At 41.2% G+C, this 14411-nt stretch carries 15 protein-coding genes and 2 pseudogenes; 4 read left to right on the forward strand and 13 right to left on the reverse strand.

Annotated features, from left to right (window positions below; translation table 11 throughout):
- Positions 1-37: 37 nt before the first annotated feature.
- From HT736_RS07745 to HT736_RS07790, 10 genes are all read right to left on the reverse strand, one after another.
- On the reverse strand, positions 38-748 hold the full coding sequence (locus tag HT736_RS07745; protein ID WP_000062201.1) for an ABC transporter ATP-binding protein: 711 nt from the start codon (positions 746-748) through the stop codon (positions 38-40).
- On the reverse strand, positions 748-1512 hold the full coding sequence (locus HT736_RS07750; protein WP_001185994.1) for an ABC transporter ATP-binding protein: 765 nt from the start codon (positions 1510-1512) through the stop codon (positions 748-750). The genes HT736_RS07745 and HT736_RS07750 overlap by 1 nt, the downstream gene beginning before the upstream one ends.
- Positions 1513-1517: 5 nt before the next feature.
- Positions 1518-2468 carry a branched-chain amino acid ABC transporter permease gene (locus tag HT736_RS07755; protein WP_000662285.1) on the reverse strand — a complete coding sequence of 317 codons (951 nt, stop codon included), beginning with the start codon at positions 2466-2468 and terminating at the stop codon, positions 1518-1520.
- 3 nt (positions 2469-2471) lie between these two features.
- Positions 2472-3341, reverse strand: coding sequence for a branched-chain amino acid ABC transporter permease (locus HT736_RS07760; RefSeq protein ID WP_000941427.1), 870 nt, complete (start codon positions 3339-3341; stop codon positions 2472-2474).
- Positions 3342-3457: 116 nt separating this feature from the next.
- Entirely contained in the window at positions 3458-4618 is a 1161-nt protein-coding gene (locus tag HT736_RS07765) for an ABC transporter substrate-binding protein (RefSeq protein ID WP_000726146.1), read from the reverse strand.
- A 101-nt stretch (positions 4619-4719) separates the two neighbouring features.
- Positions 4720-4968: a YlbG family protein gene (locus HT736_RS07770; protein ID WP_000462126.1), complete on the reverse strand. Its 249-nt coding sequence runs from the start codon at positions 4966-4968 to the stop codon at positions 4720-4722.
- Between the two features lie 78 nt (positions 4969-5046).
- A complete protein-coding gene (gene clpP / locus HT736_RS07775; RefSeq protein WP_000613475.1) occupies positions 5047-5637 on the reverse strand; it encodes an ATP-dependent Clp protease proteolytic subunit ClpP in 591 nt (196 codons plus the stop codon).
- A gap of 172 nt (positions 5638-5809) precedes the next feature.
- Positions 5810-6439: a uracil phosphoribosyltransferase gene (gene upp / locus HT736_RS07780; RefSeq protein ID WP_000515974.1), complete on the reverse strand. Its 630-nt coding sequence runs from the start codon at positions 6437-6439 to the stop codon at positions 5810-5812.
- Positions 6440-6527: 88 nt separating this feature from the next.
- On the reverse strand, positions 6528-6995 hold the full coding sequence (locus HT736_RS07785; protein WP_000136974.1) for a cytidine/deoxycytidylate deaminase family protein: 468 nt from the start codon (positions 6993-6995) through the stop codon (positions 6528-6530).
- 18 nt (positions 6996-7013) lie between these two features.
- Positions 7014-7571 (reverse strand): TetR/AcrR family transcriptional regulator, encoded by a 558-nt coding sequence (locus HT736_RS07790; RefSeq protein WP_050261904.1) that lies wholly within the window; start codon positions 7569-7571, stop codon positions 7014-7016.
- Between the two features lie 124 nt (positions 7572-7695).
- Between HT736_RS07790 and HT736_RS07795 the strand changes: the two genes are divergently transcribed.
- Together HT736_RS07795 and HT736_RS07800 are read left to right on the forward strand one after the other, a co-directional pair.
- Positions 7696-8541: a DegV family protein gene (locus HT736_RS07795; protein WP_054388076.1), complete on the forward strand. Its 846-nt coding sequence runs from the start codon at positions 7696-7698 to the stop codon at positions 8539-8541.
- A 58-nt stretch (positions 8542-8599) separates the two neighbouring features.
- Positions 8600-9775: an NAD(P)/FAD-dependent oxidoreductase gene (locus HT736_RS07800; RefSeq protein WP_000680053.1), complete on the forward strand. Its 1176-nt coding sequence runs from the start codon at positions 8600-8602 to the stop codon at positions 9773-9775.
- A gap of 42 nt (positions 9776-9817) precedes the next feature.
- Here the strand turns inward: HT736_RS07800 and HT736_RS07805 are convergent, their stop codons facing one another.
- Positions 9818-10558 carry a MerR family transcriptional regulator gene (locus HT736_RS07805; protein ID WP_000274782.1) on the reverse strand — a complete coding sequence of 247 codons (741 nt, stop codon included), beginning with the start codon at positions 10556-10558 and terminating at the stop codon, positions 9818-9820.
- Between the two features lie 339 nt (positions 10559-10897).
- Between HT736_RS07805 and HT736_RS07810 the strand changes: the two genes are divergently transcribed.
- Positions 10898-12238, forward strand: a complete 1341-nt coding sequence (locus tag HT736_RS07810) for a sodium-dependent transporter (protein WP_050223719.1) — start codon at positions 10898-10900, stop codon at positions 12236-12238.
- A gap of 40 nt (positions 12239-12278) precedes the next feature.
- Here HT736_RS07810 and manA read toward each other — a convergent pair whose 3' ends face one another.
- Together manA and HT736_RS07820 are read right to left on the reverse strand one after the other, a co-directional pair.
- Positions 12279-13223, reverse strand: a complete 945-nt coding sequence (manA, locus tag HT736_RS07815; protein ID WP_050223723.1) for a mannose-6-phosphate isomerase, class I — start codon at positions 13221-13223, stop codon at positions 12279-12281.
- A gap of 120 nt (positions 13224-13343) precedes the next feature.
- Positions 13344-13664: pseudogene (locus HT736_RS07820) on the reverse strand (family 1 glycosylhydrolase); the annotation flags it as partial.
- Between the two features lie 40 nt (positions 13665-13704).
- Between HT736_RS07820 and HT736_RS07825 the strand changes: the two are divergent.
- A pseudogene (locus tag HT736_RS07825) lies at positions 13705-14411 on the forward strand (IS630 family transposase); the annotation flags it as partial.

A 14411-nucleotide genomic window follows, 5' to 3' on the forward strand; every position in this document is an offset into this window, starting at 1 on the left:
TCTCCATCTGCAACCTAAACTAGTCTCCCAGACTAGTTTAGCCACCTAGATATGCTTTTCTGACTTCTTCTGATGAAGCGAGTTCTTTTCCTGTTCCTGATAGGACGATTTTTCCTGTTTCCAATACATAGCCTCGGTCAGAGATTGCAAGTGCTTTATTGGCATTTTGTTCAATCAAGAGGACGGTTGTTCCTTGTTGCTGGATATCTTGAATGATATCAAAAATCTCTTGGATAAAGATTGGGGCAAGTCCCATTGATGGTTCATCTAAAAGAAGAAGTTTTGGTGTTGACATAAGAGCGCGTCCCATGGCAAGCATTTGTTGTTCCCCCCCTGAAAGAGTAGCTGCATCTTGGTTCTTCCGTTCTTCAAGACGTGGGAAGCGTGAAAAGACCTTCTTCAAGTTAGCTTGATTTTCTTCACGATTTTTCTTCAAAAAAGCTCCCATTTCAAGATTTTCCATAACAGTCAAGCCAGGAAAGACGTGGCGTCCTTCTGGAACTTGTGAAAGACCACCTGCCACGATTTTCTGAGCCGGCATTTTTTGGATTTCTTGACCTAAAAATTCAATCTTTCCAGAGCTTGGTCTAACCAAACCTGACAAGGTACGGAGAATGGTTGTTTTACCAGCACCATTGGCACCGATAAGGGAAACAACTTCTCCTTCATTCACTTCAAAGCTTACATCACGGACTGCTTGGATCATACCGTAATGCACAGAAAGATTATCAACTTTTAACATAGACATTAGGCTTCACCTCCTAGATAAGCTTCGATAACGCGTTTATTGGTCTTAATTTCGTCTGGAGTTCCTTGAGCAATTAAACGACCATATTCAAGTACGTAGATACGTTCTGTAACTTCCATGACCAGATTCATATCGTGTTCAATCAGCATGATTGTAATCTTAAATTCATCTTTGATGCGACGAATTAACTCAGTCAATTCCGCTGTTTCCTGCGGGTTCATACCTGCGGCTGGTTCATCTAAAAAGAGAATTTTAGGTTCCGTAGCGAGGGCACGAACAATTTCCAAACGACGTTGTTGTCCGTAGGCGAGGTTTTTAGCAAGAGTCTCTGCATCACCATCTAAATCAAAGATTTTCAGCAATTCTAAAGCTTTAGATTTTAATTCTTTTTCACTCTTGTAAAAAGCTGGTAAGCGTAAGAAACTAGCAAAAACATGTTGTTTGTGATGGTTGGCAAAGGCAATCAAAACATTGTCCAAAACGGTTAAATCTTTAAAGAGACGGATATTTTGGAAAGTACGTCCAAGTCCTAAAGAAGCAATCTTATAAGGTGCCTTTCCATTCAAAAGGTGACCATCTAGGGTTACTGTTCCCTCGCTTGGTTCATAAACACCCGTCAAGAGGTTGAAAAGAGTGGTTTTCCCAGCTCCGTTTGGACCGATTAGTCCAACCAGTTCCCCTTCGTTCAATTCAAGAGTCACATCTCCAACAGCTGTTAGACCGCCAAAATGTTTGGTTAACTGTTTTACTTCAAGTAATGCCATTAGTTTTATTCCTCCTTCTTAGATTTTTTAAAGAAACGTGATAGGCTCAATTCCCATGTTCCAAGGAGTCCACCTGGTCTGAAAATCATTACCAAGACCAAGGCCAAAGCGTAAATAATCATACGCACACTAGCTACGTCTTGGAGAAGCATATTCAAAATTCCCAGAACAATAGCCGATACAATGGCACCTGTAATGGAACCAAGTCCACCAAAGACAACAATAATCAAAACGTTGATTGAGTTGATGAAAGTGTAATCTTTCGGTACAACTGAACCGATAAATCCTGCCTGAAGTGACCCTGCAATACTCGCAGTAATGGCACCAAAGACAAAAGCGATGATTTTAATTTTAGTCGTATTAACCCCAACTGACTCAGCAGCGATTTCATCCTCACGAACAGAGAGGGTTGAACGACCAATTGGACTACGCAAGAAGTTCAAGGTTGCAATGGTTGTAATCACAACAAAGAAGTAAACCATTTGCCAAGTTGTAAAGTTTGGAATTCCCAAGATACCTGCCGCACCATTTGTAAGGCTTCCGCCATTGATGATAAAGATACGGATAATTTCAGAAACACCTAGAGTTGCTACTGCAAGATAGTCCCCCTTCAAACGCAAGGTTGGAATTCCGACAAGCAAGGCAACTGCTCCTGAAAGTAAAGCCCCTATCAGCATGGCTCCAAAGAAGGCACCGTAGGTTGGTGATTTAGAACCAATAATAGCTGCTGCATAGGCACCAATCGCCATGAAACCAGCATGACCAAGTGAAAATTGTCCTGAAAAACCAACGATTAAGTTGAGACCAACAGCCAAAATAATATTAATTCCAATTTGTTGTAAAATCTGTACATAGAATAGATTGAGTACTCCGACTGAAACCAATACACTAATCAAGCCATAGCCAGCTAATAAAAGGAGTAACCATAGAATATTAACTTTTAAATTTTCCTTCATCGCTTACACCTTCTCTTTCACATTTTTACCAAGGATACCAGCTGGGCGGACAATCAAGATCAACAACAAGATTCCATAAACAATGGCATCACGGAAGTCTGACATCCCAAAGGCTGTCGCAAAAGTTTCTAATAGACCAATCACAAAGCCACCAAGAGCCGCACCAGGAATGATTCCGATACCACCAAGTACCGCGGCAACGAAAGACTTAAGACCTGGAGTAACCCCCATCAAAGGCTCAAGAGAGTTATAATAGAGGGCAATCAGAACACCAGCCGCACCCGCAAGAGCTGAACCCAAAGCGAAGGTAAAGCTGATCGTACGGTTTACATTGATCCCCATCAATTGTGCCGCATCGCTATCTACAGATACAGCACGCATGGCTTTCCCCATCTTAGTCTTTTGGACAATGACCTGTAACAAAATCATCAAAATCAAGGAAATGGCCAAGATCATTAACTGCACGTTTGTTAGGCTAACTGGTCCCAAATCATAGCGAACTGTTTGAATCGCTTGAGGAAAGGCACGAGTATTGGCACCAACCAGATAGACCATGCCATACTCCAATAGGAAAGAAACCCCAATAGCTGTAATCAAAACAGCAATACGAGTAGAGTGACGCAAAGGTCGGTAAGCAAGGAACTCAATCACGACACCAAGAATAGCTGTCGCTAGCATGGCTACAATAAGAGCTACAAAGAAATTCATTTGGAAAGAATTGATCAAGAAATAACCGATAAAGGCTCCCATCATATAAATATCACCATGGGCGAAGTTGATGAGCTTGATAATTCCGTAAACCATGGTATATCCTAGTGCTAACAGCGCATAAACACTACCTAGAATCAAACCATTTACTAGTTGTTGGAGCATAAGATTCACTCTTTCTATTTATAATTCCGAGGGTTTTCCCTCACTTTTTGATAGGTTCTTAAACATCGAAACAGGGAGTGAGTCCGAGGCTCATTCCCTATTTCAACATTTTTCTATTATGGTTTTACAACTTCTGCTGCTTCAACCTTACCATTGTTCATGGTCATCATGTAAGCAGTTTTGACTGTGTTGTGGTCTGCATCGAAGCTTGTTTGACCAGTTACACCTTCAAAGTCTTTTGTTTTAGCAAGATTATCCTTGATTTCACCTGAGTTTTTAGCACCTTTTGCTGCGTTTGCTACAAGGTGAACTGAGTCATAAGCCAAGGCTGCAAATGTTGAAGGCTCTTCATTGTACTTAGCACGGTAAGCGTCAAGGAAGGCTTTAGCTTTAGCTGAAACTTCTACAGTAGTTGAGAAGCCTGAGATAAAGTAGATGTTTGATGCTTTTTCAGCAGTTGCTTGTTGTACAAACTCCTCACCGTTAAATCCATCACCACCAACGATTGGTTTGTCAATTCCCATGCCACGCGCTTGGTTTACAATCTTACCAGCCTCATTATAGTAACCAGGAACAACGATAGCATCAAAGTCTTTCCCTTTCATTTTTGTAAGGGCTGCTTGGAAGTCTGTGTCACCTGCTACGAAAGTTTCATCTGCAACGATTTCACCCTTGTATGACTCGCGGAAAGATTTGGCAATCCCTTTAGCATAGTCACTGGCATTGTCAGTGTAAAGAACAACTTTCTTAGCATTTAATTTTTCAGAAACATAGTTTGAGATAATTTTTCCTTGGAAGCTATCTTGGAAAGTTCCAATAAAGAGGTAATCTTGACCTTTAGTCAATCCATCTTGAGTCGCACTTGGTGAGATCAATGGAACACCTGCTTTTGTAGCGTTCGCTACCGCAGCTGCAGTCGCACCAGATGTCGCAGGTCCTACGACTGCTGATACTTTAGATTGGGTTACAAGGTTAGTTGTAACTGAAGCAGCCTCAGCTGTTTCAGACTTATTATCTTTATCAACTACTTCGATTTGTTTTCCATCGATACCACCTGCGGCATTGATTTCATCAACAGCCAATTGGGCACCTTTTTGTTCAGCTGTTCCGTATGCAGCTAAAGAACCTGATTCTTCAAAGTTAAACCCGATTTTAATTGTCTTTTCCTCTACTGAGTTACCAGCAGTGTTGACTGCTCCAGACTTCACTTCTCCACAGGCTGCAAGAAGTGCTACACTTGCAAGCGCCACAAACGATAGGGCAAATTTTTTCTTCATCTTTTTTGTCTCCTTATTTCTTAAATAGTCTGTTAAGAATATATCGAATTATCAGAAAATTGTCAACACTTTTCTTTAAATTTTTATCTGATAACGTTTTCCTATCGGTAAAGGTTACCCACAAAGGGTGTTTCCAGCTCTTGGATATGACAAACTCTGACTTTTTTGATAAACTTTTCCTTGCTCAAGCGCCCGACCAATTGCTCCACTTCTTGAGTTGGAACATAAAGCTGCAAGTAACGATGCTTCTTGGAATGATAGGTAATATCTCCATAATCCTGCAGTTTTTTTGCATCCCGATTATAGTAAAGGTAGATAATCAAGCCAGATCGATTGACTTTTTCAAACATGATAAATCCTCTTTCTAAGAAATCTCTCCCTATTATACCAAAAAAAGCAAACCCAGTCGAGTTTGCCTTCTATCATCATTAGTTTAATGAATTGTTGGCCATAATTTCATCAATAAAGCCATATTCAAGTGTTTCTTGGGCGCTCATCCAGTTATCGCGTTCTGCATCTGCATGAACTTTTTCGATTGACTGACCTGAATTTTCAGCCAAGATTTTTTCCAAGGTGTTACGAGTTTTAAGCAAGTGTTCTGCAGCGATCGCCATATCGGTTTGTTGAGTACCACCACCTGTACCACCCATTGGTTGGTGGATCATGTATTCAGCATTTGGAAGCATGAAACGTTTGCCTTTTGCTCCACTTGATGCGATGACAGTCCCCATAGATGCAGCCATCCCCATCACGATGGTTTGGACATCTGCCTTGATAAAGTTCATGGTATCAACGATTGCCAAACCAGCTGAAACAGAACCACCTGGTGTATTGACATAAAGGTAAATATCTTTTGTACTATCTTGAGCATCCAAGAAAAGCAATTGGGCAATAACAGAGTTGGCCATATTGTCTTCAACTGGACCTGTCAACATAATGATGCGGTCTTTAAGAAGACGTGAGTAAATATCGTAAGAACGTTCTCCACGGCTTGTTTGTTCAATAACTACAGGAATCATTTATTTCTCCTTTTGAGTTTTATTTTTGTTGGTCAAATGACTGAAGATAAGACTATTATAATATCTTGGTCAAAAAAGGTCAAATTTTTGCTCTGTTTTCATTAGACAGAAACAAAAATTCAACCTCCTTTCACGACTGGAAATCCTTTTCCAAGTCAATCTCTTTTTAATTTTATTTAGTACCGAACAAGCGGTCTCCAGCATCTCCAAGACCTGGAACGATATATCCGTGTTCGTTCAAACGTTCATCCAAGGCTGCTGTAAAGATTTCTACATCTGGATGAGCTTCTTGAAGGGCTTTAACACCTTCTGGAGCAGATACAAGGCAGACAAATTTGATATTTGATGCGCCACGTTTTTTAAGAGAATCAACAGCCAAGATTGCTGAACCACCTGTTGCCAACATTGGGTCTACGACAAAAATTTGACGTTGGTCAATGTCCTCAGGCAATTTCACCAAGTATTCAACTGGTTGAAGTGTTTCTTCATCACGGTACATACCGATATGGCCAACTTTAGCAGCTGGAACCAAGCTCAAGAGCCCATCAACCATCCCGATACCTGCACGCAAGATTGGAACAATGGCCAATTTCTTACCTGCCAATTGTTTTTGAACTGTTTTTGTAATTGGTGTTTCGATTTCCACATCTTCTAGTGGAAGATCACGAAGTACTTCATACCCCATCAACATTGCAATCTCATCTACTAGCTCACGAAAAGCTTTTGTAGAAGTATCTGTACGACGCAAGATTGACAATTTGTGTTGAATCAGCGGGTGATTAATAACTTCAATTTTTCCCATTTTTGGAATTCCTTCTTTCAATTTATTCTTCTTATTATACCAAAAAACGGTTTAAAAATCTTTCTAAACCATTTATTTTTGATAATTTTTACATTAGATCAGCCTCTTTAAGAGCTTCCTGTACTGTCTCAAGTGGTAAATGAGTCAATTCTGTTCCCTTTTCTTGATAGAGGTATTGGGCGTAGTCATCCATTCGGTACTGGTTGATATAAACCACGCGCTTGCAACCGACCTGCAATAATTGTTTGGTACAGTTGAGACAAGGAAAATGGGTTACATAGGCTGTAAAACCTTTTGGAACACCACGTTCTGCACCTTGAAGGATAGCATTGACCTCAGCGTGAAGGGTGCGAACACAGTGGCCTTCGATGACCAGACATTCGTGGTCAATACAATGCTCAGTCCCTGACACCGAACCATTGTAACCAGTGGAAATAACCTTATTATCCTTTACCAGAATTGCGCCCACTTTGGCACGTTTACAAGTGGAACGATTGGCAATTAGTAGGGCTTGGGCTGCAAAATACTCATCCCAGGCCAGTCTTTTTTCAGTCATATCTCTTCTCCTTTTTCTCTATTTTTTAAAAAATGGTAACCGTAAATCCGCTATCTTTTCAGCAGGTACCTTCATGCCATCCTTGATCCATTTTAAAAGGACTGAGACGATGGCTGAACTCCAGAAGGAATGAAGATAAGAGCTGACACCTTTTGATTTTCCATGGTATTTTTCTAAAAATTCCTGCATGGCTTGGACAAAGATTTTTTCCAGATGGTAATCCAAGGCCAGTTGAATCACTCTGGCTTCCTTTCTGGCCTCTCGGAAAAGGTGAACCCAGACCAGATAAAGGTCTGTCTTTAAATCATAATGATGCAACTGTTCCATAATATTATGGACAGTTCGTTTAAAGACGCTCTCTAAAATTTCCTCTTTGGAGTCATAATTGCGATAAAAGGCCGCACGCGAAACACCTGCACGTTTGACCAATTCAGAAATACTAATCTTGGTCAGCTCCTTTTTTTCCAAGAGTTGCAAGAGGGCTGTTTCAATGGCTTCTCTGGTTAATAAATTGGATTCTTGGTTTGATTTTCTGAGATTTTCAAGAGACTTTTCAGAGATTCTACGTTCAGACATAACATTTTCTTTCTACTTGTCACAACAGACGGATGAGGCTTTTGTTTCAAGGGTTTTCATGATATAATTGTAAAAAAAGACAGAACCTTTGTCAATGTATAACTGACAAAGATGGAGAATTTCTATGACTTGGAAGATTATTGCTGACTCTGGTTGTGATTATCGTCAACTGCCAACACCAGCTATTAACACAACCTTTGTAAGTGTCCCCTTAACCATTCAAGTAGCTGATCAGGTCTTTGTTGATGATGCCAGTCTTGATATTGACCATATGATGGAAACCATGTATGCAACCGCAGAAGCTTCAAAATCAGCTTGTCCAAGCCCAGATGATTATTTGCGAGCATTTGAAGGAGCCAAAAACATTTTCCTAGTAACCATCACTGGTACTCTTTCTGGCAGCCACAATAGTGCGCAACTGGCCAAGAATATTTATCTGGAAGACCATCCTGATACTAAGATTCATGTAATTGATAGTTTGTCTGCTGGTGGGGAAGTTGACTTGCTCGTAGAAAAATTGAATGATTTGATTGACCAGGGCTTGTCTTTTGAAGAAGTGGTTGAAGCTATCACCGCCTATCAAGAAAAAACCAAGTTGCTCTTTGTCCTAGCTAAAGTCGATAACTTGGTGAAGAACGGCCGTTTGAGCAAGCTTATCGGTACGGTCGTTGGCCTTCTAAATATCCGTATGGTTGGGGAAGCTAGTGAAACTGGAACCCTCGAATTGCTACAAAAAGCAAGAGGAGCAAAGAAGTCAGTTCAAGCAGCCTATGAAGAGTTAGTGAAAGCAGGATATGCTGGTGGCCGTATTGTCATGGCCCAACGCAATAACGAGAAATGTTGCCAACAGCTTTCAGACCGAATCCGTGAAACCTTCCCACAGGCGGATATTAAAATTCTCCCAACATCTGGTCTCTGCAGTTTCTATGCAGAAGATGGCGGTCTGCTGATGGGCTATGAAATTGATTAATTGCATTCTTGACAAGAGGTAACCATCATCTCTTGTTTTTTTGTGGTACAATAGAGCTATGAAACATTTTGATACTATTGTCATCGGTGGAGGACCTGCTGGTATGATGGCTACGATTTCCAGTAGCTTTTATGGACAGAAAACCCTCCTCATCGAAAAAAATCGGAAACTTGGAAAAAAATTAGCTGGGACTGGTGGGGGACGTTGCAATGTGACCAACAATGGTAGCTTAGACAACCTGCTAGCTGGAATTCCTGGAAACGGACGCTTTCTTTACAGTGTTTTCTCCCAGTTCGATAATCATGACATCATCAACTTTTTTACAGAAAATGGTGTTAAACTTAAGGTCGAAGACCACGGACGCGTCTTTCCAGCCAGTGACAAGTCTCGGACTATTATCGAAGCTTTGGAAAAGAAAATCACCGAACTAGGTGGTCAAGTTGCTACTCAAATAGAAATCGTTTCTGTTAAAAAAGTAGATGACCAGTTTGTCCTTAAGTCAGCGGATCAAACCTTCACTTGTGAGAAACTCATTGTCACAACAGGTGGTAAGTCTTATCCTTCGACTGGTTCGACTGGTTTTGGTCACGAGATTGCTCGCCATTTTAAGCATACCATCACCGATCTTGAGGCTGCTGAAAGTCCTTTATTAACAGATTTTCCACATAAAGCCTTACAAGGGATTTCTCTGGACGATGTGACCCTAAGTTATGGTAAGCATGTCATCACTCATGATTTACTCTTTACCCACTTTGGTTTGTCAGGTCCTGCTGCCCTACGCATGTCTAGCTTTGTCAAAGGTGGGGAGGTTCTCTCACTCGATGTTTTGCCTCAACTTTCTGAGAAGGACTTGGTTACATTTCTAGAAGAAAATCGGGAAAAATCCTTGAAAAACGCTTTAAAAACCTTGTTACCAGAACGCTTGGCCGAATTTTTTGTACAAGGATATCCTGAAAAAGTCAAACAACTGACTGAAAAGGAACGAGAACAACTTGTCCAGTCCATTAAAGAACTTAAAATTCCTGTAACTGGAAAAATGTCCCTTGCAAAGTCCTTTGTTACCAAGGGTGGAGTCAGTCTCAAGGAAATCAATCCTAAAACCCTTGAAAGTAAGCTGGTACCTGGCCTCCACTTTGCAGGCGAAGTTATGGATATAAATGCCCACACGGGTGGCTTTAACATCACTTCTGCCCTCTGTACCGGCTGGGTGGCGGGAAGTCTGCATTATGATTAAAGAACTTTTAATAGAAAAAATCGGAAGATTACTCCTCCGATTTTATTTTGCTTGAGTTTGGACATAGTGGGCAATGACATCTGATGTGTACTGGGCTGTTCCAGTACCAAATTTGTCAATATTTTCCTTAAACTCTGGGTTATAGACGTAGCCTTTACCGATATGACCGAATACTTCAATAGTACAATCAAATCCATAAGTACGAATGGCTTGCAAGAGCTTGGCTGTTTGCTCTTGGTTTTCAGTTGCTGTTACAGGCAGACCAGCTTGAAGATTTTGTGCTAAGGCTTGAAAAACTTGGTTGAAGGCAGCCGTAGCCTCGTCTTCGTGACCTTTCTGGCGCTCCAGCGCTTGGTCCATGACTTCTTGTCCATATTTCTCTACCGCCTCTTGGTGGTATTTTTGATGGTCTTGGTAGTTAAATCCAGCAAATTTCTCTTGAATGCTCATTTCTCTTTCTCCTTTTTGTTCTTGAATGGTTTTTTGCAAGGTTGAAATCAAGGTATCCAGATGTTCCCTTTCTCGAGTCAAATAGTCCAACTGCCTGGTCAAATGAGGCAATAAATCTGTCCTTTCTTCCTTTAATAGCTCTGCTATTTTTTCTAAAGAAAAGCCTAGATATTTGTAGTAAAGAATGACCTGGAGACGTTCCAAATCCTCCTGACTGTAGGTTCGATAGCCGTTTTCCGACTTTAAAGGAACCAAAAGTCCTATCTTATCGTAGTGGTGCAGGGTCTTGACAGAGACACCCGAAAGCTGTGCAGCTTCTTTTATATGGTACATGATTTCCTCCTTATACTCAATGAAAATCAAAGAGCAAACTAGGAAGCTAGCCGTAGGCTGTACTTGAGTACGGTAAGGCGACGCAGACGTGGTTTGAAGAGATTTTCGAAGAGTATTACACTGATAGTATAACCCCTCCCCTTAGGTCAGAGTCAAGCGTTTTTGCGAAATTTTTTACTTTATCATAACATGAAAATGGTTTTCTTGACAGACCTTAGAAAACATGATAGGATAGTCAAGTCTATCAATCAAAAGAAACGCTCATTTTGAGTACTGATGAGGCTATTTGCCAAGGGCAGTAGCTTTTTCTTTTGTAACACTAATTTTAGGAGTTTAACTATGTCTGAAAAATCGCAATGGGGGTCTAAACCGGGCTTTATCCTAGCATCTGCTGGTTCAGCCATCGGACTTGGTGCCGTTTGGAAATTCCCCTATATGACTGCTGCTAACGGTGGAGGAGGCTTTTTACTGGTCTTTCTCATTTCCACTATTCTAATCGGTTTCCCCCTTTTGCTAGCTGAATTTGCTCTCGGCCGAAGCGCTGGTGTCTCAGCAATCAAAACCTTTGGAAAACTAGGCAAGAATAGTAAGTACAACTTTATCGGTTGGATTGGTGCCTTTGCCCTCTTTATCCTCTTATCTTTCTACAGTGTTATTGGTGGCTGGATTTTAGTCTATCTAGGCATTGAGTTTGGAAAATTGTTCCAAATTGGTGGAACGGGTGATTATGCTCAGTTATTTACTTCAATCATTTCAAATCCAGCCATTGCTCTAGGAGCTCAAGCGACCTTTATCCTATTGAATATCTTCATTGTATCACGTGGGGTTCAAAAAGGGATTGAAAGAGCTTCGAAAGTCATGATGCCCCTGCTCTTTATCATCTTTGTCGTCATCATCGGTCGTTCTCTCAGTTTGCCAAATGCCATGGAAGGGGTTCTTTACTTCCTCAAACCAGACTTTTCAAAACTGACCAGTGCTGGTCTCCTCTATGCTCTGGGACAATCTTTCTTTGCCCTCTCACTAGGGGTTACAGCCATGCTGACCTATGCTTCTTACTTAGACAAGAAAACCAATCTGGTCCAATCAGGAATTTCCATCGTAGCCATGAATATCTCGGTATCCATCATGGCAGGTCTCGCCATTTTCCCAGCTATGTCAGCCTTCAATATCCAGTCTGAAGGGGGACCGAGCTTACTCTTTATCGTCTTGCCTCAACTCTTTGACAAGATGCCTTTTGGAACCATTTTCTACATCCTCTTCCTCTTGCTCTTCCTCTTTGCGACAGTCACTTCTTCCGTCGTTATGCTGGAAATCAATGTGGGCAATATCACCAACCAGGACAACAGCAAGCGTGCCATGTGGAGTGCCATTTTGGGAATCTTGACCTTTGTCTTTGGCATTCCCTCAGCCCTATCTTACGGTGTCATGGCGGATGCTCACATCTTTGGGAAGACCTTCTTTGACGCTATGGACTTCTTGGTTTCCAATCTCCTCATGCCATTTGGAGCTCTCTGCCTTTCACTTTTTACAGGCTATATCTTTAAAAAGGCTCTTGCAATGGAGGAACTCCATCTTGATGAAACCGCATGGAAACAGGGACTGTTCCAAGTCTGGCTCTTCCTTCTTCGTTTCGTCATTCCAATCATCATCATCGTGGTCTTCATCGCCCAATTTATGTAATCAAAAAGGACTTGAGTAGTAAACTCAGGCCCTTTCTTTTTTATGGATGGCTAACAATCACTTCCAAACCTTGCCCTTCCAGAGTCCAAGCTTCAACATCACTTGGTAAGATAAAGTGACTGCCTTTTTGGATTGGATAATTTTTCCCGTCAACAGTCAGTTGACCTTGACCGGCTAAGACACTCAATAAGCTGTAGTCAGCTGTCTTTTCGAAGTCAACTTTTCCAGTAATTTCCCACTTGTAAACTGCAAAGAAATCATTGGATACAAGGAGAGTGGAACGCAAATCATCTGCTTTAACAGTTACAGGACGGCTATTTGCAGGCTCACCAATGTTTAAGACATCAATGGATTTTTCAAGATGAAGTTCACGCAAGTTGCCCTTATCGTCCTTGCGGTCAAAGTCATAGACGCGATAGGTGGTATCGCTAGACTGCTGGGTTTCAAGAATCAAGATGCCAGCCCCAATGGCATGCATGGTGCCACTTGGCACATAGAAGAAATCTCCAGCCTTAACAGGCACTTTTGTCAGCAAGTCATCCCAATTCTTGTCCTCGATTTGCTGGCGGAGTTCTTCTTTTGACTTGGCATTGTGGCCGTAGATAATCTCTGAACCTTCATTCGCAGCGATGATGTACCAGCACTCTGTTTTTCCAAGCTCGCCTTCATGCTCGAGTCCATAAGCATCATCTGGATGAACTTGAACACTGAGCCAGTCGTTGGCATCCAGAATCTTAGTCAAAAGCGGAAATACAGGCTCAGGACGATTGCCAAACAATTCACGGTGTTCTGCATACAAAGTAGCTAGATCTGTTCCCTCAAAACTACCATTGGCAACTTTAGAAACTCCATTTGGGTGAGCTGAGATAGCCCAGTATTCCCCTATTTTTTCACTTGGGATGTCGTAGCCAAACTCATCACGTAGCTTGGTTCCACCCCAGATTTTTTCTTGCATAACTGATTGTAAAAATAATGGTTCTGACATTTTATTCTCCTGTCTGATCTTTCTTCCTTCATTATAACAAAAAAAGAGTTCCATTTGAACTCTTTTTTACATCTTATAAAGCAGGGAGAAGATTTTATAAAAATAGTAAACAAATGTGCTCTACTCGATGCTTGCTCCATTGCTATCAATGACATCCTTGTACCAATAGAAGGACTTCTTCTTGCTACGTTTGAGAGTCCCATTTCCTACATTATCTCGATCTACATAGATAAAGCCATAGCGCTTATTCATTTCCCCTGTGCCAGCTGAAACCGGATCGATACATCTCCAAGTCGTATAACCAAGCAAGTCAACCCCGTCTTGGTAAATGGCATCTCGCATGGCCTTGATGTGGGCCTCTAAGTAAGTAATCCGATAGTCATCTGCTACATAACCATTCTCATCCGGTTTATCCATAGCACCGAGTCCATTTTCTACGATAATACTAAACTAAAATCAAAAAGCATTATATAATAGTAATATGAAATCAACTAAAGAAGAAATCCAAGCTATCAAAACACTTTTAAAAGACTCTAGTACAGCTAAATATCATAAACGCCTTCAAATCGTTCTATTTCGTCTGATGGGTAAATCTTATAAAGAGATTATAGAGCTTTTAGACTGTAATCAAACAACGATTTGGCCAACTGTAAAAAAATATGAGGAGTTCGGACTCGATTCTCTCCTTCAAGAAACACGTGGTGGTCGTAACCATGCATATATGACAATTGAGGAAGAGAAAGCCTTTCTTGCCCGTCATTTGAAGGCTGCAGAGGCAGGAGAATTTGTTACAATTGATGCCTTATTTCAGGCTTATACAAAGGAGTTAGGTCCTTCCTACACATGTGATGCCTTTTATCAACTCTTGAAGCGCCATGGTTGGCGAAATATTAGGCCACGTCCAGAACATCCCAAGAAAGCAGACGTTCAAACCATTGTCGCGTCTAAAAATAAAATCTCAATTCAAGAAGACAAGAAAGCGCTTTAAAACCAGTAGGCATTTTCGTAAGGTTCGCTTGATGTACCAAGATGAGGCTGGTTTCGGTAGAATCAGTAAACTGGGATCTTGTTGGGCTCCAATGGGAGTAGGTCCACATGTCCATAGTCACTATATACGAGAATTTCGCTATTGTTATGGAGCTGTTGATGCCCATATTGGAAGATATCATGAATCAACTTCAAGATGTT

The sequence above is a fragment of the Streptococcus sp. 339 genome (genome assembly GCF_013277285.1).
GTDB classification, from domain to species: domain Bacteria; phylum Bacillota; class Bacilli; order Lactobacillales; family Streptococcaceae; genus Streptococcus; species Streptococcus pseudopneumoniae.

Bases quoted from the DNA above. Each gene is read 5' to 3' on its own strand.
- HT736_RS07745 (WP_000062201.1), bottom strand. From the start codon at position 748: ATGTCTATGTTAAAAGTTGATAATCTTTCTGTGCATTACGGTATGATC.
- HT736_RS07750 (WP_001185994.1), bottom strand. From the start codon at position 1,512: ATGGCATTACTTGAAGTAAAACAGTTAACCAAACATTTTGGCGGTCTA.
- clpP (WP_000613475.1), bottom strand. From the start codon at position 5,637: ATGATTCCTGTAGTTATTGAACAAACAAGCCGTGGAGAACGTTCTTAC.
- upp (WP_000515974.1), bottom strand. From the start codon at position 6,439: ATGGGAAAAATTGAAGTTATTAATCACCCGCTGATTCAACACAAATTG.
- HT736_RS07755 (WP_000662285.1), bottom strand. From the start codon at position 2,468: ATGAAGGAAAATTTAAAAGTTAATATTCTATGGTTACTCCTTTTATTA.
- HT736_RS07810 (WP_050223719.1), top strand. From the start codon at position 10,898: ATGTCTGAAAAATCGCAATGGGGGTCTAAACCGGGCTTTATCCTAGCA.
- HT736_RS07765 (WP_000726146.1), bottom strand. From the start codon at position 4,618: ATGAAGAAAAAATTTGCCCTATCGTTTGTGGCGCTTGCAAGTGTAGCA.
- HT736_RS07790 (WP_050261904.1), bottom strand. From the start codon at position 7,571: ATGTCTGAACGTAGAATCTCTGAAAAGTCTCTTGAAAATCTCAGAAAA.
- HT736_RS07800 (WP_000680053.1), top strand. From the start codon at position 8,600: ATGAAACATTTTGATACTATTGTCATCGGTGGAGGACCTGCTGGTATG.
- HT736_RS07760 (WP_000941427.1), bottom strand. From the start codon at position 3,341: ATGCTCCAACAACTAGTAAATGGTTTGATTCTAGGTAGTGTTTATGCG.
- HT736_RS07770 (WP_000462126.1), bottom strand. From the start codon at position 4,968: ATGTTTGAAAAAGTCAATCGATCTGGCTTGATTATCTACCTTTACTAT.
- manA (WP_050223723.1), bottom strand. From the start codon at position 13,223: ATGTCAGAACCATTATTTTTACAATCAGTTATGCAAGAAAAAATCTGG.
- HT736_RS07805 (WP_000274782.1), bottom strand. From the start codon at position 10,558: ATGTACCATATAAAAGAAGCTGCACAGCTTTCGGGTGTCTCTGTCAAG.
- HT736_RS07785 (WP_000136974.1), bottom strand. From the start codon at position 6,995: ATGACTGAAAAAAGACTGGCCTGGGATGAGTATTTTGCAGCCCAAGCC.
- HT736_RS07795 (WP_054388076.1), top strand. From the start codon at position 7,696: ATGACTTGGAAGATTATTGCTGACTCTGGTTGTGATTATCGTCAACTG.